Here is a 22,894-nt window from a genome sequence, read left to right as displayed (position 1 = left end):
TAACGTGAGTTTGAGATAATACATTGATTTTTTATGTGGAGCGATTTATTTGAACGGCAATCCATTCCCTCTCCCGTGGGAGAGGGTTAGGGAGAGGGCATTGGGGCGGCAACGGAAATATTGTCTGTATCTGCCCCGTTTTACCCTCTCCCCGACCCTCCCCCACAGGGGAGGGAGCCAAGTTGCAGGCACGCCGATGGAATATGGTTGAAACCCGGCCCTTCAGGGCAGTAGAATTTTGGTTTATTTTTTGGGAAGTAACCCCTTCTAAATCAGGGTAAACAGGGCTGCGCCTTATGTGCAGCCCTGTGTGTTGAAACATTGAGGAATATAACCGTGCCGTCAAATTACTTTCATACGCGTGAACGATTGGGTGCTTTAGGCGGCATCGTGCAACATCATACCGCCTTGTACCGCAGCGTGGCGGTACATGAACCGACCGTAGTTATCGTGCGGCGCGGATGCAAGAAGCTGCGGTGGGCGGGGCGCGAATTGAGGATTGCGGCGGGTGAGGCTGTCGCATTGGCAGGCGGACAGACGTTTGACGTCATCAATATTCCTGATTCAGACGACCTCTATCAGGCGCAATGGATTGCTTTCGAACAGGAAGCCATAGAAAGGTTTGCCGCACAATACGGGACGGCGCAGGCAGTGTGCGATGCGGTGAAGCTGCCGCACCCCGGGCGGATGAACGCCGCGTTTGATTATGCGGCTGCGGTACTGGCGGATGAAGAAGTGCCGCACAATGCGGCGGAGGCCGCGCTTTGCGGCGTGTTGGCGTGGTTGCAGCATGACGGCATCGGTTTTACCGTGTACGAAGGCGTCAACCTGATGCGGCAAATCCGCAAACTGATTACCGCCGATATGGCTGCAGACTGGTCGTCGGCGATGCTGGCGCAGCGGCTTAATTGCAGCGAGGCCGCGTTGCGGCGGCGGTTGGCGCGGCAGGACACGAATTTCCGTACGCTGCTGACGGATGTACGCATGATGCGCGCGCTGACGCTGTTGCAGGTTACGCAATGGCCGGTGGCGCAGATTGCCGGCGCGGTCGGCTATGACTGCCCGTCCCGTTTCAGCGCGCGCTTCAAAGAGCGGTTCGGTTGCGTGCCGTCGGCGGTCCGCTCGGAAGCGGAGCCGGCGGCATATCGGCGCACGGGGCAGGTCAGCGTCGGTGTTCGACCGTGAATTTCGCTTCGCCCAAGCTGTTTGCCCTAGTAAAGAAACCGACCAGCGCGGGTGTGGATTCGGCGGTGATGTTCGGCAGCTTGGCGACTTTCAGCGCGGTGAGCGTGAATTCGTAGCGGTGTTTCCTGCCTTCGGGCGGACACGCGCCGCCGTAGCCCGGAGTGCCGAAGTCTGTGCGGGTTTGCAGCGCGCCTTTGGGCAGCCTGCCGCCTTGCGCGGTAATGCCTGCGGGCAGGCGGCGGACATTGGCGGGGATATCGGCGACCACCCAATGCATCCAGCCCAGGCCGGTCGGCGCGTCTTTATCGTAAACGGTCAGGACGAAACTTTTTGTCCCTGCGGGCGGATTTTTCCATGACAGCGCGGGCGAAGCATTGCCGCCCGAACAGCCAAAGCCGTAAGGCGCGCTCAAAAGCTGGTTTTGCGTAAAGCCGCCGTCTTTGGACGGGTTGTCGAATTGCAGCGTGAATGCGCCCTCGGCAAAGGCAGCGGTTGAAAAAGCCAGTAGTACGGCGGAGAGGATGCGGGTTTGCATAGATGATTCCTTTGCTTGATGAATAAGTGGATTCATTATAGGCTGTCAACGGCGGCAGGAATGTGCCGAAACGGTTGGATGATGTGCCGAAATGCGCAAATGCAAAAATCGTGGTTTCAGACGACCCTTTGCAGGTCGTCTGAAATCTTTAATTCCTTTCCCTGAGGCTTTAGAAATATCGAATATTTAGGAATTGCCGCAACCTAACCCTCAAGATTTCCGTCGTAGCCCGTTCCTGCGCCGGCGTGCGGGAATGGCAAAAATTGGGGATTTTGCCGTCAAATCCATGATAGAGATACGGAGCAAACGAATGATTACCCTGCCTTCCTTAAACAATCTGCCGTCAAAATGGGATGAAATCCGCCATTGGCTCGAAACCCAAGTTTTTGAGTGTGAAGTCATGCCGTATCCCAATCTGACGGAACACGAAGCCAAGCAGTTTGAGCAGGATTTTATTGACCGTATCGGCTGCGCGCCTGAAGAATATGTCCGTATCCGCCGCGCCATCCGTCTCTTGGAAGTACATTATCCTGACAGCTTGAACGAACTGACCGCTGCCGCCATTGCCACGCCTTTGGGCGAGATGTTGGCGGTGTTCGGCGGTAAGGGTTTGTGTTTGCTGGAGTTTGTCGGGCAGAAGCATATGGAGCAGGAAATTACCGCCGTCCAAAAAGCCTTGCGCGGACGGTTTGTGTTTCGGGAAGATGAGCGAACGCAACTTCTGCGGCAGGAATTGGACTTATACTTCAAGGGTCGTCTGAAAACCTTTGCCACGCCCTTGGAGCAGATTGGTACCGAATTTCAAAAACAGGCATGGGATGCGCTGCTGGCGATTCCTTACGGCGAAACGCGCAGCTACAAGGAGCAGGCGCAGCGTTTGGGTAATCCCAAAGCCGTCCGCGCCGTTGCCGCCGCCAACGGGCAGAACAAGGTTTCCATCCTGATTCCCTGCCACCGCGTCATCGGCAGCGACGGCAAGCTGACCGGCTACGCAGGCGGCTTGAACCGCAAACAGTCGCTGCTTGCTTTGGAACGCGGCGAAGTTCAGACGACCTTGTTTTGATTTTGAGGTAACAACGCCGATTGAAATTACCGGATTCGAAAATCCGACCTGACTATAGTGGATTAAATTTAAATCAGGACAAGGCGACGAAGCCGCAGACAGTACAGATAGTACGGCAAGGCGAGGCAACGCCGTACTGGTTTAAAGTTAATCCACTATAAAATAGAGCAGCGGCAGATTGCTCATCAATGTCCGACCTGCCGGAAAGGAGAAATACGAATATGAACCTGAAAAACCGCCATTTCCTGAAACTTTTGGACTTTACGCCCGCAGAAATCACCGCCTACCTCGACCTTGCCGCCGAGTTGAAAGCCGCTAAGAAGGCAGGGCGCGAAGTGCAGCGGATGAAAGGGAAGAACATCGCCCTGATTTTTGAAAAAACATCGACCCGCACCCGCTGCGCGTTTGAAGTCGCCGCGCGCGACCAAGGGGCGGGGGTCACTTATCTGGAGCCGTCCGCCAGCCAAATCGGGCATAAGGAAAGTATCAAAGACACCGCCCGCGTGTTGGGCAGGATGTACGACGGCATCGAATATCGCGGCTTCGGGCAGGATGTGGTCGAAGAATTGGCGAAATACGCCGGCGTGCCCGTGTTCAACGGTCTGACCAACGAGTTCCACCCCACCCAAATGCTCGCCGACGCGCTGACCATGCGCGAACACAGCGGCAAACCTTTGAACCAAACCGCGTTTGCCTACGTCGGCGACGCGCGTTACAACATGGCAAATTCGCTGCTGGTGTTGGGCGCGAAGCTCGGCATGGACGTGCGTATCGGCGCACCGAAAACCTTGTGGCCGTCTGAAAACATCGTCGCCCGCGCACGCGCCGTCGCCGAAGAAACCGGCGGAAAGATTTTGCTGACCGAAAACGCGGAGGAAGCCGTCAAAGGCGCAGACTTCATCCATACCGACGTGTGGGTCAGCATGGGCGAGCCGAAAGAGGCGTGGCAGGAACGCATTGATTTATTGAAAGATTACCGCGTTACCCCCGAACTGATGGCGGCATCGGGCAATCCGCAGGTCAAATTCATGCACTGCCTGCCCGCCTTCCACAACCGCGAAACCAAAGTCGGCGAATGGATTTACGAAACCTTCGGCTTAAACGGCGTGGAAGTAACGGAAGAAGTATTCGAAAGCCCCGCCAGCATCGTGTTCGACCAAGCGGAAAACCGGATGCACACGATTAAAGCGGTGATGGTGGCGGCGCTGGGGGATTGACGGCTAACGGCAGTGCTATATCAAAAAAATGATTAAATCAGTCTATAATAAATCTGAATAACAGGCACTTACACCCCCTTCCCTCGAAGGCAGGAATCTAGACTTCTATTTTGGGCGAATGTACAGAGATTGTTGCGATTCCAAACTTTTAGATTTCCACAAAACAAAAGTCGTCTGAAAACAAGCATGATTGGTTTTCAGACGACCTTCAAACCGCTTCCTAAATTGTCCAACCAAGAAACAGGAGAAACCAAATGGAAGAAACATTTGTCCAAACGCTGACCATCGCCGGCTCGGATTCCGGCGGCGGGGCGGGGATACAGGCGGATTTGAAGACGTTTCAGATGCGCGGCGTGTTCGGCACCAGCGTGCTGACAGCCGTGACCGCGCAAAATACGCTCGGCGTATCGGCGGTGCATCTGATTCCGACCGACATCATCACTGCTCAAATCGAAGCCGTCCGCTCCGATTTTGAAATCCGCGCCTATAAAATCGGGATGCTGGGTACGGCGGAAGTGATTGAATGCGTTGCCGAAAATCTGAAAAAATGCCGTTTCGGCAAGCGCGTCCTTGATCCGGTGATGATTGCCAAAGGCGGCGCGCCGCTGTTGCAGGACTCCGCCGTTGAAGCGATGAAACGTCTGCTTCTGCCTGATACCGACATTCTGACGCCGAACCTGCCCGAAGCGGAAACCTTGACGGGCGTGCGCATTGAAAACCGCCAAGACGCGGAACGCGCTGCCAAAATCCTGCAAGATTGCGGTGTGAAAAACGTGGTGGTTAAAGGCGGGCATTTGGGCGACAGCCGCAGCGAATACTGCACAGACTGGCTGTTTACGCCGGATGATGTGTTTGAATTTGTCGACCGCCGCTTCCCGACGGCGCATACGCACGGTACAGGCTGCACGTTCTCCGCCTGTATCGCCGCCGAGCTGGCAAAAGGTTTCGAGACGCTCGAAGCCGTGCAAACCGCCAAAAAATACATTACCGAGGCGATTCGCAACCCTTTGAACATCGGCGCGGGACACGGTCCGGTCAATCATTGGGCTTATCGGGATTGAGGGATATGGAAAGGTCGTCTGAAAACAGAAAATCCGTTTTCAGACGACCTTTTGTTGTGACATCCTTTGATGGCAAACATCAAGCCGGATTCATGAAGCTTTCGATTTCTTGCAAGGAAATGTCGGGCGTCGCGCCGTGTCTGGAGGCGACTAGGGCGCCGAGAGCGCAGGCGAAGGTAATGGCTTCTTGCGGCTCGGCATTGTTGAGCAGTTTATAGGTCAGCCCTGCCAAGAAGCTGTCGCCGGAGCCGACCGTATCGGCAACTTTGATGCGGAAGCCGCAGTGGCGGTAGAGTTCGCCGTCTTTGTATAAAATTGCACCGTGTCCGCCTAAAGTGACGCAGATGGTTTGTGCGCCGGTCAAGCGGTTGAGGTAGGCGATGTTTTGTTCGATGCTGTGGTAGGGCGAGCCGTAAATTGCGGACAGTTCGTACAATTCGTCGTCATTGAGCTTGAGCATATCCGCACGCTTCATGGTGGCGAGCAGGCGGTCGGTGTCGTAGTGGGGTTTGCGCAGGTTGACGTCGAAGATTTTGAATTTGGCTTTTTCCATCAGTTTGTCTAAAGCCGCACGGGAAACCTCGTCGCGGGTGGCAAGGCTGCCGAACACGAAGGCATCGGATTCGGCGACACGCTGCAAGGCGGCATCTTCGACGACGATGCGGTCCCAAGCGCAGGGATACACGATTTCGTATGACGCGCTGCCGCATTTGTCCAAGATGACTTTGACAAGGCTGGTATCGCATTCTTTGCACACTTGCAGCAGGTCGGTATTGACGTTTTTCGCTTGGATTTGGCGCAGCAGCTCTTCGCCGTCGGCATCATCGCCGCGGCGGCTGATGATGGCGGTATCAACCCCGAAGGATTGCAAACGGACCAAAACGTTCAGCGGCGCACCGCCTAACACTTTGCCGCTTGGAAAATCGTCCCACAACACTTCGCCGAAACTGGTTACTTTCATTTTAGACCTTCCTTGCTTTGAGTTGATCGGTTGGAACTGCTGCGCTGCGTACGGCTTACCCATCATGTATTTGTAGTAAAACTCCAATACTTAGGCGCGTAAGTATTATGTTTTAAAATCTACCGACTGACAAGCAATCGTAGGCTTATCCGTCAGGAAGTTTGATTCATCACAATATTGCGTTACAGGCGGCCTGATTCGGCAAATTAGCAGGGTTTATTTTTCTTTCATTTTATAAGTGCTTTGGGAAGGGGATATGCTGATTTTTGAAATTTAAATACAAATCGGCAGAATATGTTTGAACAGACGGGCTATATATTCCAATTTTCTTCATTTCATTACGATATTTAAAAACCCTCTCTTTAAGCCTATAATGTGGTCGTTAAAAATACCGAAAGGTCGTCTGAAAACGTGAATATCCATTTTCAGACGACCTTCATTAACGGAAAGAACAAATCATGCGTCCATTAAATGCCCGAATCCGCTTGGACAATCTGCGCCACAATTACCAAACCCTGAAACAGATTCACGGCGGCAAGATGCTTGCCGTCATTAAAGCAGACGCTTACGGACACGGCGCGGTACGGTGCAGCCACGCATTGTCTGACCTTGCCGACGGGTTTGCCGTCGCCACCGTGGACGAAGCCGTCGAATTGCGCGAGAGCGGCATTAGCAATCCCATCGTATTGCTCGAAGGCGTGTTTGAAGCGTCGGAATACGCTACCGTCGATAAATACAATTTGTGGCCGGGCATCGGCAGCCAATGGCAACTCGAAGCCTTAATCGCCCATCATTGGCAGAATCCCGTTAAAGTCTGGCTCAAAATGGATTCCGGTATGCACCGCGCCGGTTTCTTTCCGCACAATTACACTTCTGCCTACACCGCCCTGAAACAATGCAAACACGTTGACGGCATCGTCAAGTTCAGCCACTTTGCCTGCGCCGACGAACCCGACAACGGCATGACCGAAATGCAGCTTGAAGCCTTTGATTTGGCGTGTGAAGGCTTGGAAGGCGAAGAAAGCCTCGCCAACTCCGCTGCCATCCTGAACGTGCCCGAAGCTCGCCGCGACTGGGGTCGTGCCGGTCTGGCACTTTACGGCATTTCTCCGTTCGGCGGCGTGGACGAACGCCTGAAACCCGTCATGCGCCTGACTTCCCGCGTATTCGGCGAACGCGTTCTGCAACCTCATTCTCCCATCGGCTACGGCGCGACGTTTTACACCAGCAAATCTACCCGTGTCGGCCTGATTGCCTGCGGTTACGCCGACGGCTATCCTCGCCGAGCCTCGACCAATTCGCCCGTTGCCGTCGAAGGCAAACGCAGCCGCATCATCGGCAGGGTGTCTATGGACATGATCACCGTCGAACTCGATGCTTCCAAAGAAGGTTTGGGTGCGGAAGTCGAATTGTGGGGCGACATTGTTAATATCAACGAAGTCGCCGAAGCCGCCGGTATGATTCCGTATGAAATCCTTTGCAACGTCAAACGTGCGAAGTTTACCTATTCGGAGTGATTTAAGTAGCGGTTTGAACTGAAGGTCGTCTGAAAACAAAGTTAACGGTTTCGTTACATGGTTTTCAGACGACCTTCTTCATAGGGCTTTTTGAAAATCCAAATATTTTAAGAGCGGCCGTCATTCCCGCGCAGGCGGGAATCCAGAACATAAAATTTAGGAAACTTTTTTCTTTGACGATTTCTGCACGGATAAATCTGGATTCCCGCCTGCGCGGGAATGACGGCAGACGGAATATCAGGTTCGGGCAATGCAAAATTGTCAACAATCCAAGTCATATTATTCTAAAGCGGTGCTATAATTTCCCAAATCAATTTTTCAGACGACCCCTACAAGGACCCTGACTTATGAACAATTCAGTCATCACTGTCATCGGCAAAGACCGCGTCGGCATCGTGTACGACGTTTCCAGAATTTTGGCGGAAAACCAAATCAACATCCTCAATATCAGCCAGCAGCTGATGGACGATTTCTTCACCATGATTATCTTGGTGGATACCTCGAAATGCCCCAAATCGCGGCAGGAAATGCTGGATTTGTTTGCGGAAGAGAGCAAAAAACTCGCGCTCGACATCCGTATGCAAAACGAAGAAATCTTCCAAGCCATGCACCGCATTTGAGTCGGAGGAATGTAATGAGTATCCAATCCGGCGAAATTTTAGAAACCGTCAAAATGGTTGCCGACCAGCATTTTGACGTCCGCACCATTACCATAGGCATTGATTTGCACGACTGTATCAGCACTGATATCAATGTATTGAACCAAAACATTTACAACAAAATCACCACTGTCGGCAAAGATTTGGTCGCTACGGCGAAACACCTCTCCGCCAAATACGGCGTGCCGATTGTGAATCAGCGTATTTCCGTCACGCCGATTGCCCAAATCGCGGCGGCAACCAAAGCCGATTCTTACGTCAGCGTGGCGCAGACTTTGGACAAGGCAGCCAAAGCCATCGGCGTGTCTTTTATCGGCGGCTTTTCCGCGCTGGTGCAAAAAGGCATGTCGCCTTCAGACGAGGTGTTAATCCGCTCCATTCCCGAAGCGATGAAGACTACCGACATCGTGTGCAGCTCCATTAATATCGGCAGCACGCGCGCCGGTATCAATATGGATGCGGTCAGACTGGCGGGGGAAACCATCAAACGCACGGCGGAAATCACGCCCGAAGGTTTCGGCTGCGCCAAAATTGTCGTGTTCTGCAACGCGGTGGAAGACAATCCGTTTATGGCGGGTGCGTTTCACGGTGCGGGCGAAGCGGACGCCGTCATCAACGTCGGTGTATCTGGGCCGGGCGTGGTCAAAGCCGCGCTGGAAAATTCGGACGCGGTCAGCCTGACCGAAGTTGCCGAAGTCGTGAAGAAAACCGCCTTCAAAATCACCCGCGTGGGCGAACTCATCGGCCGCGAAGCCTCGAAAATACTGGGCATCCCGTTCGGCATTCTCGATTTGTCGCTGGCACCGACCCCCGCCGTCGGCGACTCGGTGGCACGCATCCTTGAAGAAATGGGTTTAAGCGTTTGCGGTACGCACGGCACGACGGCTGCCTTGGCATTGCTGAACGATGCCGTGAAAAAAGGCGGCATGATGGCTTCCAGCGCGGTCGGCGGGTTGAGCGGCGCGTTTATCCCCGTTTCCGAAGACGAAGGCATGATTGCCGCCGCCGAAGCAGGCGTGCTGACGTTGGACAAACTCGAAGCGATGACCGCCGTTTGCTCGGTCGGGCTGGACATGATTGCCGTTCCCGGCGACACGCCCGCACACACGATTTCCGGCATCATCGCCGATGAAGCCGCCATCGGCATGATCAACAGCAAAACCACCGCTGTGCGCATCATTCCGGTAACGGGCAAAACCGTCGGCGACAGCGTCGAGTTCGGCGGCCTGCTGGGCTACGCGCCCGTGATGCCGGTTAAAGAAGGTTCGTGCGAAGTGTTCGTCAACCGCGGCGGCAGGATTCCCGCACCGGTGCAGTCGATGAAGAACTGATTGTTTGACCATAAAAAAGGTCATCTGAAAACAAGCTTTGCGAGTTTTCAGACGACCTTCTCCATCCTTGCGCCTATATTTATCCGTAAAAAATGTTTACAATATGAAAATGCGCCTGTTTCTCAGGCATTTTTGCGATAGAAAGGCAATCATGCAAGTTACATCAAAATGGATAGACGGAATGTGCTTTGTCGGCACGACCGAAAACGGACACAGCGTCGTCATGGAAGGCGCGGCGGCGGAAGGGCAGGCGAAACGCGGCCCCAGCCCGATGGAAATGCTGCTTTTGGGTGTGGCGGGCTGTTCCAGCATCGATGTCGTGATGATTGCCGAGAAGCAGCGTCAAAAGGTGGTGGACTGCCAGGCGACGGTTACCGCGAAGCGCGCCGACGATGCCCCGCGCGTGTTCACCGAAATCCACATCCATTTTAAAGTTATCGGACACAACCTGACCGAATCCGCCATCGAGCGCGCCGTGCAGATGTCCGCCGAGAAATATTGTTCCGCCTCGATTATGCTGGGCAAGGCGGCGAAAATCACCCACAGTTTTGAAACCGTCGAAGTGGAGTAATTTTTCAGACGACCCCGTATCCTTGGGGTCGTCTGAAAAGCGTTTAGAGGCGGAATATTGTTAAAGCGTGAATAAAGGCCGCCCAACAAAAAAGCAGATATATTCACGCTACACTATGAATATATCTGCTTGCTTATTGTGGATTCTCTCTCTATCAGCCTTCATAACTTGGCCTTGTGAGGATATTGTGCAAGCTTCACTAGAGATTGTCAACAATTTTTAATTATATCTTAATCAGATTTTGTGCTATATCGAAATGGAATCAAGCAAAAAGCGATAAGGGGCGGGTTGCCGCCGTCGCAAAATTTCTGTTATTTCAAACGATATGACACGCCAGACTATGAGGAGAGCTTAAATAATGAATACCGATAACGATACCCTCCATGCGCCTACCCCTTCTTCCATGATGCCGGCAGGCAGGCACGATTCGGAGCTATTCCGCGTTTACGCCCTGATACTTGACGGCATCACCGACCATGTTTTACTGCCCGGCAAAAAACTGACCGAATCCGAGCTGTGCCGCCAGATGGTTTGCTCGCGCAATACAGTGCGCGGCGCGCTGTCCCTGTTGGCACACGACAAAATCGTCGATTTGCAGCCCAATCGCGGCGCGTTCGTCCATGTTCCCGATTTGAAGGAAATGCAGGACGTGTTCAACGCGCGTATCGAAATGGAAAGCATGATTTTGAACCTCCTGTCCGATATGCCCGATTTGGAAACCCGCCTCCAGCCGCTCTACGCGATGATCGAGCGTGAAGAACAGGCGTCCGACAGCGGCGACCGCGTGGGTTGGAACCGCTTATCCAATGCCTTTCACGTCGAACTGGCACGCTTGATCGACAATAATGTCTTGTTCGATATCATGAACACCCTGTGCGCCCGTTCTTCGCTCATCGTCGCCGTCTTCGATGCGCAACGTCATGAAAAACGCACCATCAACACCCACACCCATTCCGAACACCGCGAAATCCTCGACCTGCTGGTCAACGGCAAACGCAACCGCGTCGTCAAAGTCATGCGCAAACACTTAAGCGCGTGCGTGGAGCGTTTGGAACGCAAATACGAAGGCGAGTAATCAAATGCCGATAAAAGGTCGTCTGAAAACAAGCGTGGGTAGGTTTCAGACGACCTTTGTCAGCATTTTCGGTGTTGTTAAACATCTTTATGCCAACCTGCCGACCAAACCGACATTACGACATTTTTTCATGAGACATTTCTCCAATGACCGTTTATACGCAACAGCTCGACCAAAAAATCCAATACTTGCAACAGCTTTTCCAAGGTTTGGATTTTCCTGAAATTCAAGTTTTCGAATCCCCCGAACAGCATTACCGTATGCGCGCCGAATTTCGCATTTGGCACGAAGGTGGTGAAATGTTTTATGCCATGTTCGAGCGCGGGCAGAAGGCGAGTGGCGCAAGTCTGATACGTTGCGATCAATTTCCCGCCGCCGCTGAGTCCATCAATGCCTTAATGCCCAAACTCATCGAAGCTGCTGCGCAAAATCCCGAACTCAAAAACCGCTGGTACGCCGTAGAATTTTTGTCTGCGTTGAGCGGCGAGATGCTCGTTACCATGATTTACCACAAAAAACTGGGCGAAGCGTGGCAACGTGCAGCGGAAACTTTGGCGCGTGAATTGGGCATCCATATCATCGGTCGGAGTAGGGGGCAGAAAATCGTTTTGACTCAAGACTATATAATCGAAGAGCTGAACGTAAACGGCAAGACCTTCCGCTACCGCCAAGTCGAAGGCAGTTTCACGCAGCCCAACGCCCGCGTGTGCGAAAAAATGCTCGGCTGGGCATGCGATGTCGCGCAAAACCTCGGCGGCGACCTGCTCGAACTCTACTGCGGCAACGGTAATTTCACCCTGCCGCTCTCGCAGCATTTCCGTCAGGTGTTGGCGACCGAAGTGTCCAAAACTTCCGTTTATGCCGCACAGTGGAATATCGAAGCCAACCAAAGGGACAACATCAAAATCGCCCGCCTCTCTGCGGAAGAATTTACCGAAGCCTATACCCAAAGCCGCGAATTCCGCCGCCTGCAAGAACAGGGTATCTCGTTGAAAGATTATGATTTTTCTACGATTTTTGTCGATCCGCCCCGAGCCGGCGTCGATGATGAAACGCTGAAGCTGGTTTCCCAGTTTGACAACATTATCTATATTTCCTGCAATCCCGAGACCTTGCGCGCGAACCTCGATACCCTCTGCCAAACCCATACTGTCGAACGCGCCGCGTTGTTTGACCAATTCCCGTTTACGCACCATATCGAAAGCGGCGTTTATTTGAAGAAGAAATAAAGAAGTGGATTTGAAAAAGGTCGTTTGAACATTTTAAAACCATGGATTTTCATGTGCAGAACTGTTTTCAGACGACCTTTTCCCTGATAACAAATTTCCAATAAAGCCTAAATCATCATGCCCGTAGATTCCTTTTTCTACCTCTTAATGCTCACAGGATTTTGCGCCGGACTGATGGACGCGGCGGTTGGCGGTGGTGGGTTGTTGCAAATACCCGGATTATTCAACTTGCTGCCCACTTCCACGCCTGTTGCTTCGGTGATGGGCGTGAATAAGTTTGCCTCCTGCTGCGGGACGGTTACTGCCACGGGGCAATATCTGCGCAGAATCCCCGTACCGTGGAAAATGCTGCTGCCCGCAGCCGTGCTGGCGTTTGCCGCTTCCTATCTGGGCGCGAAAGCCGTGGTCTTTTTCCCTGTGCAATACATGAAACCGGCGATGCTGGTCATCATGATTGCCATGTGTGTTTATACCTTTATCAAAAAAGATTTGGGACAAACGGTGCGCACTGAAAAGCTGACGCGCCGCGAAACCTTGTGGGGCTTGTTTTTCGGCGCATTAATCGGCTTTTACGACGGGATTTTCGGGCCGGGGACGGGCAGCCTTTTGGCTTTCGTGTTCGTCCGTTTTTACGGCTACGATTTTTTGACGGCAAACGCATCGGGCAAAGTCATCAACTCGACCACCAACCTCGCCGCGCTGACATTTTTCATCCCGCAAGGACACGTCGTTTGGGCGTGGGCAATCCCGCTTGCGCTGGCGAATTTGTGCGGCGGCGTGGTCGGCGCGAAATTGGCGATACGCGGCGGCACCCAGTTTCTGCGTTATGGATTTATGGTGTTGCTGTGCCTGACCATAGGCAAATTCGCTTGGGATTTGATTCGATAACAGAAGGTGTGTCAAAGGTAGGATTCGCCCGCCGAAAGCGTTTCAGACGACCTTTGTATGCTAAAATCCGTCATCTTTCAGCATATAACCGATAGAGGGAAGCATGGCAGGCAACACTTTCGGACAACTCTTCACCGTTACCACCTTCGGCGAAAGCCACGGTGCAGGTTTGGGCTGCATCATCGACGGCTGCCCGCCCGGACTGGCATTGGCCGAATCAGACATCCAAGCCGACCTCGACCGGCGCAAACCCGGCACCAGCCGCCACGTTACCCAACGCCGCGAAGCCGACCAAGTCGAAATCCTCTCCGGCGTCTTCGAAGGCAAAACCACCGGCACACCCATCGCCCTCTTAATCCGCAATACCGACCAACGCAGCAAAGACTACGGCAACATCGCCACCAGCTTCCGTCCCGGTCATGCCGACTATACCTACTGGCACAAATACGGCACGCGCGACTACCGCGGCGGCGGCAGGAGCTCCGCCCGCGAAACCGCCGCCCGCGTTGCCGCCGGAGCCGTCGCCAAAAAATGGCTGAAAGAAAAATTCGGCACGGAAATCACCGCCTACGTGACCCAAGTCGGCGAAAAAGAAATTCAGTTTGAAGGCTACGAACACATTTCCCAAAACCCCTTCTTTGCCGCCAACCAAAGCCAAATCGCCGAGCTGGAAAGCTATATGGACAGCGTGCGCAAATCGTTGGATTCCGTCGGCGCGAAACTGCATATCGAAGCGGCCAACGTCCCCGTGGGCTTGGGCGAACCCGTTTTCGACCGCCTCGATGCCGAAATCGCCTACGCCATGATGGGCATCAACGCCGTCAAAGGCGTGGAAATCGGCGCGGGCTTCGGCAGCATCGTCCAACGCGGCAGCGAACACGGCGATGAACTCACCCCGCAAGGCTTCCTGTCCAACCACTCCGGCGGCATCCTCGGCGGCATCAGCACCGGGCAGGACATCCACGTCAACATTGCCATCAAACCCACCAGCTCCATCGCCACACCGCGCCGCAGCATCGACATCAACGGCAATCCTGTCGAACTCGCCACCCACGGCAGACACGACCCCTGCGTCGGTCTGCGCGCCGCCCCCATCGCCGAAGCCATGCTCGCGCTCGTTCTTATCGACCACGCCCTGCGCCATCGCGCGCAAAATGCCGACGTAGCCGTCGATACGCCAGACATTACCAAGTAGTGCGGATAAAATCGAAAGAGGTCGTCTGAAAACAAACATGACGGATTGTGCCGAACATTTTCAGACGACCTTTCTCAACGCCTATTAAGATAAGTGTGCCGGCCCGTCCGCAAATAAACATTTACAATCGAACATTCGCAAAAAAACTTAGCCAAAACACAGGCTTTATACTAAAATACCGCCATTACCGTGCCATAGCGAAACGCACGGCTTTATTTTAGAGGAATACAAACGACATGACACAAGAAACCGCTTTGGGCGCAGCTTTGAAATCCGCCGTCCAAACCATGAGCAAGAAAAAACAGACCGACATGATTGCCGACCACATCTACGGCAAATACGACGTCTTCAAACGATTCAAACCGCTGGCCGTCGGCATCGACCAAGACCTTGTTGCCGCGCTGCCCCAATACGATCCTGCACTGATCGCCCGCGTTCTCGCCAACCATTGCCGCCGCCCCCGCTACCTCAAAGCCTTGGCGCGCGGTGGAAAACGTTTTGATTTGAACAACCGCTTCAAAGGCGAAGTCAGCGCGGAAGAACAAGCCATCGCCCAACAGCATCCGTTTGTCCAGCAGGCTTTGGCAGAACAAGCCGAGCGCCAAGCGGCCAAACAGGCAGCGAAAACTGATGCAGTAGAAGCCGAGCAAGTCGGCGCAGCTGCCGAAACTGAAGAAGTGGCACAAAACAACGCCGAATAATACCGAATGATTTTAAAAGGTCGTCTGAAAACGGATTTTCTGTTTCAGACGACCTTTTTTATCGGTATTTCAAATCAACGGAGGAGGGAAAAGAGGAAACACGCTTTGCAACCATTATTTTTGCTTTGACAGGGGAGGGTAAACGGTGGGTGTTTGTTGATTTTTTATTGGGGATTACACGTTTTCTAAAGATGGATTTTTGTGTGCGTGAGAATTGAAGTAGATGGGAATATCTTGTTTTATTTGATTTTATTTTAAACTTGGAAAATCAAGATAAAAAAATGCGCATATCGTTTGAGATATGCGCCAAGTCTACAAAGGAGAAATAGAGGAGAAAAATCAAGCTGCATCAAGCAACTCAACGGGCGTTATTCTGACACAATAAAGAAGTCTTGTCAAGGGCTTTTATGGAAATTCTTAAATTGTTGCATTACATACAACATATTGAATCAGTATTGGAAAATAGCGGCATTTGGTGTTGGGAATTATCATCAAGACAAAACAAAAGATCGTCTGAAAACCTTTCCCACCGATAATGGGAGAAGTTTCAGACGACCTTTCAGACGGTTAAATCAAGCCGTGGTTGACGGTACTATCCATACCTAAGGCATTCAGGAATTGGGTAGCGGTATAGCTTTCGCCACCTTCAAATTTAAAGGTGTCAACCGTATCATGACCGGATGGGGAATGAACCATATCCTTGATGGTCAATTCGTCATTTGAACCTTTCAGCTTCACAACCCAGTCTTTGCCTGTTGTCAATTCGACATCTTTAATCGTTAAATTCCCTGAGAAGAGAACTGTGGTATCTGCTTCTGCACGGATATTGTGCAAGGTATCGTGTCCGCTTTCCTTTCCAAACATAATGGTATTTTTAACCGAGTGTCCGGAGTCGAAAATGGCATCATTACGCGTACCACCGTCAATTACATTGTATCTTCCCAAGGTGATAATATCTTCTCCTTTGCCACCGTAGAAGGTAACTTTACCGATAACGTCTGAAAAGTCCGCAGTATCGTTATCAGCCGATCCGTAAACAACGCGGTTGTATCCCCTCTGATCAACACCGTACCAGTCAATCTTATCGGTAAGGTCGTGGACAAGGTTACCGGCTTTGTCAAAGTGAGGCGCATTCAGACCAAAATGCTCAATGACTTCGCCAACGGTATAGGTTTTGGAATCAAACTGGAATTCGCTGATTGCGCCGTAAATACCGGACTGGTTTTTGATAGTTAGGACATCGTTTGTTCCTTTGATTGAAATGTTCCAAGTATCGCCGTTCAGACGGGGAATAATAATGAATTCGGAATCGGAAGGGATATGATCGATACCAGATTTGTCATAGCTTTGGGTCATCGAAATTTCTAAATCATCCAAAGTCAGGCCACCGGTAAATCTAACGGTATTGGCATTTTGCATTCCGTTCGGGTTGAATTCGGGATCAAGATTGAAATTGTAGTCAAAGATGGTGTCGTGTCCGTATCCTTTACCAAAGACGTAAGTATCTCGGTGTTGTCCGCCTTCAAGATGGTCATTGCCGGCACCGCCGTCCAGATAATCGTCACCAACGTCGGCATATAATTTATCATTGCCGTCGCCGCCGTAGAGTTCGTCATCGCGTTCGTTACCGAAATAGCTTGTTCCGCTATCGCGCAAGATGTCATCTCCGCCTAGTCCGTACAGACGGTCACGTCCGTCGATTCCGCTGTCGATGGTATCGTTTTGCTCGGTACCGGTAAGGACATCGTCTCTTGCTGTTCCGGTAATGATCGAACCTTGTTTGTTTGAATTGGCAACAGCTTTGAGTAGGGATTCGTGGGTATAGGTTTCTCCGAGCAATTCAAAACGTCCGACGGAAACTTTGCCGTCTGCGCTAATTTGGTCTCGAATCAATACAGAACTGTTTGCTGATGTAATCAACCAGTCTTTCCCGCCTTGTGCGTTGTCATTGACGCTGATTTTGAGGTCTTTGATACGCAGGTCGTCTGAAAAACGCAAGGTATTGTTTCCTTGATCGTCGATAATCGTATCATCGTCGCCGAAAATATAGGTATCGTTACCTGCGCCGCCTTTCAGGGTATCTTTTCCTTTGCCACCGATTAAAGTGTCGTTGCCTGCGTCGCCATTGATGTTGTCGTTACCCTCGCCGCCATCCAGATAATCATCTCCGTCGCCGCCATTCAGGTTGTCATTTCCACCCATGCCGTAAACGGTATCGTTGCCGCGCCCGCTGTTGAGACGGTTGTGTCCGGCATTGCCGGTCAAGATATTGTCGCTGTTGTTGCCTGCGCCGAAGATATTGGCATTGCCGGTCAAGGTAACGTTTTCAACATTGGTTGCTGCTGTGTAGGAAACACTGCTGATTACGGTATCGGTACCTGCATCTTTCTTTTCGATAATGACATCCTTGACATTATCAACATAATAAGTATCGTCCCCCCATCCTCCGCTCATCGTGTCGGCACCAGCTTTGCCGTCAATAGTGTCATTGCCATCACTACCATTTAAAACGTCGTCTGAATCGGTTCCATTAATGGTCAGGTTTTGTGGTTTCGCTGTTTCAATATTGGCTTTTGTTGCACGGATAAATTCGGCTACGTCCAAAACACCACTGTCAAAAATAAATTGATGGATGGAAGGAACACTGCTTCCGGCAGTATATTGGTTGCTGATGGTCAGTACGGAATCTGTGTTATTAATGGAGATTTTCCAATCCTGCCCGCCTTCATTGTTAGTAACAGCCATTATGGTCAAATCTTCGGCACGCAAGCCTCCGGTAAAGCGGACGCGGTTGCTTCCCTCGGTATCGACGATGGTATCCCTGCCGCCTGCTGCATTGAAAATGTAGGTATCGTTACCCATGCCACCGTTCAGTACATCATCACCGGATTCCCCGTTTAGAGTGTCGTCGCCATCTTCACCGAACAGTAAGTCAAAGCCTTCTCCACCGTTGATGATGTCATCGCCACCGCCACCGTAAACGGAATCATTGCCGCGTCCGCTATTAAGACGGTTACGTCCGCTGTTGCCAATAAGTATGTTATCCCCGTTATTCCCTGCTCCGAAGATATTGGCATCACCTTCTAGAATTAGATTTTTTTCTCCGGCAGCAAGCGTGCGGCTGATATTGCTGCGGATGTAGGTCCCGTTATTGGTATTTACCGTATATGCCGAGGTAGATACACCGTGAATGTGCTGTGTTGAAGGAGTTGTTTTAATATTCATAGATATTGTTTTCCGTAGAAATGAAGGATTAAACGGTGATGATGGGAACTATTTGGTTTGTTGGTGTTCCTGACTAAATAAACAATTTAGCATGGCATTGGGAGAATTGTTGGATTTAGGTACGAACGGATATAAATATGGCATGGGCGGTTTGACTGAATATTTTATTTAAAGTTCTGATTTTACGAAAAATAAATATTTTATCTTCATTTTTTATAAATAATGTGATGAGTTAATTGAATTTTTGTTATGGTTTTGCAGCATTTAAATTTGCGAAAATCTGTACTTTAAGGTACTTAAATCAAGCCTGTTTTGTATATATCATGCCGTATTACCGTTTTTCTTTTCGCTATGAAGTCAAAAAATACATTTGTTTTTCTGTGAATTTTTCATTTTCTATGTTCTAAGGCTATAATTTTTAAAAAATAAAATATCGAATAAATAATAACTCGTTAAGAATATTTGATAAATGAGCTGTTGAGTATCAAGCCGTTCGGGGATGGGGTAGGGTTTTGAGGTATTGTTTCACTGAATACGCGCCTATTTTTTATATTTAACGTACAAAAAGGTCGTCTGAAAACCTGATGGATAAGGTTTTCAGACGACCTTGGATTCGGATTTCAAGTGCAACACTAGGGTACCAGTGGTTGGAACAGATTTAAGAATAAAACACTTGGCGTTTCGTAGCCAAGTGTTTTTCTCGGCCGGTGGTTCAACTCATCTTGAACCCTGCGTATCTCCCGATCGCTGATGTTTCGGAAATCGGTTTGTTTGGGGAAATATTGCCGGATGAGTCCGTTGGTGTTCTCATTCAGCCCTTTTTCCCACGAATGGTAAGGGCGGCAAAAATAGGTTTCCGCCTTCAATGCTTTGGCTATTTTGGTGTGTTGGTAGAATTCTTTGCCGTTATCCATGGTGATGGTGTGGACTCTGGCTTTATATGCCTTTAATACCCTAATGGCCGCCCGGGCAGTGTCTTCGGCTTTTAAGTTCTTTAATTTGCAGATGATGGTGTAGCGGGTAACGCGTTCGACCAAGGTCAATAACGCGCTTTTCTGATTTTTGCCGACGATGGTGTCGGCCTCCCAATCGCCGATGCGGGTTTTCCGGTCGACGATAGCAGGTCGGTTCTCTATGCCGACGCGGTCGGGCACTTTGCCTCTGGTCCATGTGCTGCCGTAGCGTTTGCGGTAGGGTTTGCTGCATATTCTGAGATGTTGCCACAAAGTGCCGCCGTTGCTTTTGTCTTGGCGGAGGTAGCGGTAAACGGTGCTGTGATGGAGTGTGATCCCGTGGTGTTTATGCAGGTAGGCACATACTTGTTCGGGACTGAGTTTGCGGCGGATAAGGGTGTCGATGTGTTGAACCAGCTGCGAATCGAGCTTATAGGGTTTTCGCCGGTGCTGTTTGGTCAGCCGGCTTTGCCGTTCGTCTTGGGTCAGTTGTGTGTAGCCCATGGCAATCTTTCTTGCAGGAAAGGCCAGTATGCTACCGCATACCGGCCTTTTTCTGTTATGGAAAGTTGCACTTCAAATGCGAATCCGCCGACCTTTTATTTACAACGGGAAATTACAGCGAGCGGGCGACTTCGACGATATCGAAGCATTCCAGTTGGTCGCCTTCCATAATTTCGTTGTAGCCTTTGATCATCAAGCCGCACTCGAAGCCCATGCGGACTTCTTTGACGTCGTCTTTGTAGCGTTTCAAAGAAGACAGTTCGCCGGTGTGGATGACCACGTTGTTGCGGATGAGGCGGATATGGGAATCGCGTTTGACCACGCCGTCGGTAACCATACAGCCTGCGATGTTGCCGACTTTGGATACGCTGATGACCTGACGGATTTCGACCATACCGGTAACCTGCTCTTTCTCTTCCGGCGCCAGCATGCCGCTCATGGCCGCTTTGACGTCGTCGATGGCATCGTAAATGATGTTGTAGTAGCGGATTTCCACGTTTTCATTTTCGGCAAGTTTGCGCGAAGAAGCGTCTGCACGCACGTTAAAGCCGATGATGAACGCGCCTGAAGCGATGGCAAGGTTGACGTCCGATTCGGTAATACCGCCCACGCCGCTGTGCAATACATTCACTTTCACTTCGTCGGTGGACAGTTTTTTCAGGCTGCCCGCCAAAGCTTCGTAAGAACCTTGTACGTCTGCTTTGATGATGACCGACAAGGATTGGGCTTGGTTTTCGCCCATGTTGTTGAACATATTTTCCAGCTTCGCCGCCTGCTGTTTGGCAAGGCGCACGTCGCGGTATTTGCCTTGGCGGAAGAGCGCGATTTCGCGGGCTTTTTTCTCGTCTGCCAACACCATTGCGTCTTCGCCGGCATTCGGTACGTCGGACAAGCCGAGGATTTCGACCGGAATGGACGGGCCGGCTTCGTTGACGGCTTTACCGTTTTCATCGACCATCGCGCGGATTTTACCGAACGCGGTACCGGCAAGCAGCATATCACCTTTTTTCAGCGTACCGCTTTGCACCAAGAGGGTAGCGACCGCGCCGCGTCCTTTGTCCAGACGGGCTTCGACGATGATGCCTTTGGCGGGCGCATCGACAGGGGCAGTCAGTTCCAAAACTTCGGCCTCAAGCAATACGGCTTCGAGCAATGCGTCGATATTGATGCCTTTTTTGGCGGACACGTCGATAAATTGTACATCGCCGCCCCATTCGTCCGGCACGACTTCGTGTGCGGTCAACTCTTGGCGGATACGCTCGGGATTGGCCGCCTCTTTATCGATTTTGTTCACGGCTACCACCATCGGCACGCCCGCTGCTTTCGCATGGGCAATCGCTTCAATGGTCTGCGGCATCACGCCGTCGTCGGCAGCAACCACGAGAATCACGATGTCGGTTGCTTTCGCACCGCGCGCACGCATGGCGGTAAACGCTTCGTGACCCGGGGTATCCAAGAAGGTAATCACACCACGCGGGGTTTCAACATGGTATGCACCGATGTGCTGGGTAATACCGCCCGCTTCGCCTTGTACCACTTTGGCGCGGCGGATGTAGTCCAGCAGCGAGGTTTTACCGTGGTCGACGTGACCCATGACGGTAACGACCGGCGGACGCGGCAATGCTTCGGCTTCCACAGCTTCCACGCCTTCATCCAAGAATGCTTCGGGATCGTCGGCGGCGGCAGGTTTGCCGATGTGGCCGAGTTCTTCCACCACAATCAGGGCGGTGTCTTGGTCGATGGATTGGTTGATGGTGACCATCATGCCCATTTTCATCAGGGCTTTGACCACTTCCACGCCTTTGACTGCCATTTTATGCGCCAAATCGGCAACGGTAATGGTTTCGGGAACCAAGACTTCGTGAACGACGGGTTCGGTCGGTGCTTGGAAGGCGTGTTGGTTCGGCTCGAGTTTGAGTTTCTTGCCTTTTTTACCGCTGCGTACGCGCTCGTCGTCGCCGTTGCGCGCATTGCGGTCGCGTCCGCCTTTACCGCCTTTGCCTTTGGCGTTGCGGCCTTGGTTGTCATCGTCGCGGTTGTGGCGGTCTTCTTTTTTCGCACGGGCAGGATTGGCGGCTTTGCCTTCTGCAGGCGCGGCTTTGGCTTTTTCGGCAGGCTTGCGCTGCTCGGTAGCTTTGGCTTCGGCTGCGGGCTTGGCTTGCTGATCCGCCTGTTGTTTCATGGCTTCGCGGCGCGCCTGACGCTCTTGTTTTTCTTTCAACAAGGCTTCTTGATGGGCGCGTAAAGCGGCGGCGCGGCGTGCCTCTTCGTCGCGTTGCGCTTGCTCTTCCGCGCTGACCACAGGTTGCGGAGCGGCAGGGGCAGCGGGTTTTGCTGCTTTTTTCGCGTCTTTGCCTTTATTGCCTTTGTCTTGTTTAGACTTGGCTTTGCCTTCGGCAGGTTTTTCAGACGACCTTTGGGCAGGTTTGTCTTCAGCCTGAACTGCTTGTGCAGCGGGTTCTGCCGGTTTGTCGTCGGCTTTGCTTCCAGCTGCTTTCACTTCGGCAGGTTTTTCAGCCGCTTCAACAGGTTTCGCTTCTTCCGCTTTGACTTTCGGCTCGGCTTTTGCTGCTTTGGCAGCCTTCAACTTCGCAGCTTCCGCTTCGGCTTTCGCACGCGCTTCGGCACGGGCGGCGGCCTCAGCTTCGGCTTTTGCCTGTTCTGCGGCTTGGTCTTTCGCTTCTGTCTGCTCGGCTTTTTGCGCTTCAGCTACTGCTTTGGCTTTAGCTTCGGCGGCAAGCTCTTCCGGCGAAGGAATCGTTACGGAACGGCCGCGTTTGCGTTCGACTTTGACGCCGCTGACAGTGCTGACTTCGGTTTTTTTGCGGCGGATGCTGATGGTTCCGCCGTCATTGCCGTTTTTCTTTTTCAGATAGGCGTTCAGCAGTTGTTTGTCGTCCAGCGTCAGGGAATCGCTGCCGCTGCTTTTATTGACACCGGCTTCTTTCAGTTGTTTCAGCAAATCATCGACGGGGCGTTTCAGTTCGGCGGCAAATTGTTCTACGGTTGTGTTACTCATCTGTA

At 51.9% G+C, this 22,894-nt stretch carries 17 protein-coding genes and 1 pseudogene; 13 read left to right on the top strand and 5 right to left on the bottom strand.

Going from position 1 to position 22,894, the window contains the following annotated elements:
- Positions 1-369 precede the first annotated feature (369 nt).
- Positions 370-1,185, top strand: coding sequence for a helix-turn-helix transcriptional regulator (locus MON37_RS07570; RefSeq protein WP_209323740.1), 816 nt, complete (start codon positions 370-372; stop codon positions 1,183-1,185).
- Here the strand turns inward: MON37_RS07570 and MON37_RS07565 are convergent.
- The gene (locus tag MON37_RS07565; protein WP_039404191.1) at positions 1,163-1,720 is read right to left on the bottom strand and encodes a YbhB/YbcL family Raf kinase inhibitor-like protein; all 558 of its coding nucleotides are present in this window, start codon (positions 1,718-1,720) and stop codon (positions 1,163-1,165) included. The two genes, MON37_RS07570 and MON37_RS07565, sit on opposite strands and share 23 nt — an antisense overlap.
- 253 nt (positions 1,721-1,973) lie before the next feature.
- Here MON37_RS07565 and MON37_RS07560 point away from each other — a divergent pair, with 253 nt between their 5' ends.
- The 3 genes from MON37_RS07560 (at position 1,974) to thiD (ending at position 5,061) form a co-directional block, all read left to right on the top strand.
- Complete coding sequence (locus MON37_RS07560) at positions 1,974-2,783, top strand: methylated-DNA--[protein]-cysteine S-methyltransferase (RefSeq protein ID WP_082013565.1); 810 nt, start codon at positions 1,974-1,976, stop codon at positions 2,781-2,783.
- Between the two features lie 221 nt (positions 2,784-3,004).
- Positions 3,005-4,000, top strand: coding sequence for an ornithine carbamoyltransferase (locus MON37_RS07555; RefSeq protein WP_039404194.1), 996 nt, complete (start codon positions 3,005-3,007; stop codon positions 3,998-4,000).
- 254 nt (positions 4,001-4,254) lie between these two features.
- Entirely contained in the window at positions 4,255-5,061 is an 807-nt protein-coding gene (thiD, locus tag MON37_RS07550) for a bifunctional hydroxymethylpyrimidine kinase/phosphomethylpyrimidine kinase (RefSeq protein WP_039404195.1), read from the top strand.
- A 79-nt stretch (positions 5,062-5,140) separates the two neighbouring features.
- Here the strand turns inward: thiD and MON37_RS07545 are convergent, their stop codons facing one another.
- Complete coding sequence (locus tag MON37_RS07545) at positions 5,141-6,022, bottom strand: carbohydrate kinase family protein (protein ID WP_039404197.1); 882 nt, start codon at positions 6,020-6,022, stop codon at positions 5,141-5,143.
- A gap of 458 nt (positions 6,023-6,480) precedes the next feature.
- Between MON37_RS07545 and alr the strand changes: the two genes are divergently transcribed.
- The 9 genes from alr to MON37_RS07500 all read left to right on the top strand — a co-directional run bounded on the left by alr (position 6,481) and on the right by MON37_RS07500 (position 15,188).
- Positions 6,481-7,539 carry an alanine racemase gene (gene alr, locus MON37_RS07540; protein ID WP_039404198.1) on the top strand — a complete coding sequence of 353 codons (1,059 nt, stop codon included), beginning with the start codon at positions 6,481-6,483 and terminating at the stop codon, positions 7,537-7,539.
- A 347-nt stretch (positions 7,540-7,886) separates the two neighbouring features.
- Complete coding sequence (locus tag MON37_RS07535; protein ID WP_003765481.1) at positions 7,887-8,159, top strand: ACT domain-containing protein; 273 nt, start codon at positions 7,887-7,889, stop codon at positions 8,157-8,159.
- Positions 8,160-8,173: 14 nt separating this feature from the next.
- Positions 8,174-9,529, top strand: coding sequence for a PFL family protein (locus tag MON37_RS07530; protein ID WP_039404202.1), 1,356 nt, complete (start codon positions 8,174-8,176; stop codon positions 9,527-9,529).
- A gap of 151 nt (positions 9,530-9,680) precedes the next feature.
- Complete coding sequence (locus MON37_RS07525) at positions 9,681-10,100, top strand: OsmC family protein (RefSeq protein WP_039404204.1); 420 nt, start codon at positions 9,681-9,683, stop codon at positions 10,098-10,100.
- 358 nt (positions 10,101-10,458) lie between these two features.
- Complete coding sequence (locus MON37_RS07520) at positions 10,459-11,175, top strand: GntR family transcriptional regulator (protein WP_039404206.1); 717 nt, start codon at positions 10,459-10,461, stop codon at positions 11,173-11,175.
- Between the two features lie 146 nt (positions 11,176-11,321).
- Positions 11,322-12,404 (top strand): tRNA (uridine(54)-C5)-methyltransferase TrmA, encoded by a 1,083-nt coding sequence (gene trmA / locus MON37_RS07515; RefSeq protein WP_039404207.1) that lies wholly within the window; start codon positions 11,322-11,324, stop codon positions 12,402-12,404.
- A gap of 117 nt (positions 12,405-12,521) precedes the next feature.
- Positions 12,522-13,292, top strand: coding sequence for a sulfite exporter TauE/SafE family protein (locus MON37_RS07510; RefSeq protein WP_039404208.1), 771 nt, complete (start codon positions 12,522-12,524; stop codon positions 13,290-13,292).
- A gap of 103 nt (positions 13,293-13,395) precedes the next feature.
- Positions 13,396-14,487 carry a chorismate synthase gene (aroC, locus tag MON37_RS07505; RefSeq protein WP_039404209.1) on the top strand — a complete coding sequence of 364 codons (1,092 nt, stop codon included), beginning with the start codon at positions 13,396-13,398 and terminating at the stop codon, positions 14,485-14,487.
- 236 nt (positions 14,488-14,723) lie between these two features.
- Complete coding sequence (locus tag MON37_RS07500; protein ID WP_039404210.1) at positions 14,724-15,188, top strand: ProQ/FINO family protein; 465 nt, start codon at positions 14,724-14,726, stop codon at positions 15,186-15,188.
- 567 nt (positions 15,189-15,755) lie between these two features.
- Here MON37_RS07500 and MON37_RS07495 read toward each other — a convergent pair.
- The 3 genes and pseudogenes from MON37_RS07495 to infB form a co-directional block, all read right to left on the bottom strand.
- Positions 15,756-18,413 carry a calcium-binding protein gene (locus MON37_RS07495; RefSeq protein WP_039404211.1) on the bottom strand — a complete coding sequence of 886 codons (2,658 nt, stop codon included), beginning with the start codon at positions 18,411-18,413 and terminating at the stop codon, positions 15,756-15,758.
- Positions 18,414-19,045: 632 nt separating this feature from the next.
- Positions 19,046-19,843, bottom strand: a pseudogene (locus tag MON37_RS07490) (IS30 family transposase); the annotation flags it as partial.
- 139 nt (positions 19,844-19,982) lie between these two features.
- Positions 19,983-22,889, bottom strand: coding sequence for a translation initiation factor IF-2 (infB, locus tag MON37_RS07485; RefSeq protein ID WP_141752678.1), 2,907 nt, complete (start codon positions 22,887-22,889; stop codon positions 19,983-19,985).
- Positions 22,890-22,894: the final 5 nt, after the last annotated feature.

The sequence above is a fragment of the Morococcus cerebrosus genome (assembly GCF_022749515.1).
Lineage (GTDB): Bacteria > Pseudomonadota > Gammaproteobacteria > Burkholderiales > Neisseriaceae > Neisseria > Neisseria cerebrosa.
The sequence above is the reverse complement of the archived record's forward strand: the minus strand, read 5'-3'. Positions and strand labels throughout refer to the sequence as shown.

Excerpts from the sequence above, each read along its gene's own strand:
- thiD (WP_039404195.1), top strand. The coding sequence starts at position 4,255 with ATGGAAGAAACATTTGTCCAAACGCTGACCATCGCCGGCTCGGATTCC.
- MON37_RS07560 (WP_082013565.1), top strand. The coding sequence starts at position 1,974 with ATGGCAAAAATTGGGGATTTTGCCGTCAAATCCATGATAGAGATACGG.
- MON37_RS07525 (WP_039404204.1), top strand. The coding sequence starts at position 9,681 with ATGCAAGTTACATCAAAATGGATAGACGGAATGTGCTTTGTCGGCACG.
- MON37_RS07565 (WP_039404191.1), bottom strand. The coding sequence starts at position 1,720 with ATGCAAACCCGCATCCTCTCCGCCGTACTACTGGCTTTTTCAACCGCT.
- MON37_RS07500 (WP_039404210.1), top strand. The coding sequence starts at position 14,724 with ATGACACAAGAAACCGCTTTGGGCGCAGCTTTGAAATCCGCCGTCCAA.
- aroC (WP_039404209.1), top strand. The coding sequence starts at position 13,396 with ATGGCAGGCAACACTTTCGGACAACTCTTCACCGTTACCACCTTCGGC.
- alr (WP_039404198.1), top strand. The coding sequence starts at position 6,481 with ATGCGTCCATTAAATGCCCGAATCCGCTTGGACAATCTGCGCCACAAT.
- MON37_RS07530 (WP_039404202.1), top strand. The coding sequence starts at position 8,174 with ATGAGTATCCAATCCGGCGAAATTTTAGAAACCGTCAAAATGGTTGCC.
- infB (WP_141752678.1), bottom strand. The coding sequence starts at position 22,889 with ATGAGTAACACAACCGTAGAACAATTTGCCGCCGAACTGAAACGCCCC.
- MON37_RS07520 (WP_039404206.1), top strand. The coding sequence starts at position 10,459 with ATGAATACCGATAACGATACCCTCCATGCGCCTACCCCTTCTTCCATG.
- MON37_RS07555 (WP_039404194.1), top strand. The coding sequence starts at position 3,005 with ATGAACCTGAAAAACCGCCATTTCCTGAAACTTTTGGACTTTACGCCC.
- MON37_RS07545 (WP_039404197.1), bottom strand. The coding sequence starts at position 6,022 with ATGAAAGTAACCAGTTTCGGCGAAGTGTTGTGGGACGATTTTCCAAGC.
- MON37_RS07495 (WP_039404211.1), bottom strand. The coding sequence starts at position 18,413 with ATGAATATTAAAACAACTCCTTCAACACAGCACATTCACGGTGTATCT.
- MON37_RS07535 (WP_003765481.1), top strand. The coding sequence starts at position 7,887 with ATGAACAATTCAGTCATCACTGTCATCGGCAAAGACCGCGTCGGCATC.
- trmA (WP_039404207.1), top strand. The coding sequence starts at position 11,322 with ATGACCGTTTATACGCAACAGCTCGACCAAAAAATCCAATACTTGCAA.
- MON37_RS07510 (WP_039404208.1), top strand. The coding sequence starts at position 12,522 with ATGCCCGTAGATTCCTTTTTCTACCTCTTAATGCTCACAGGATTTTGC.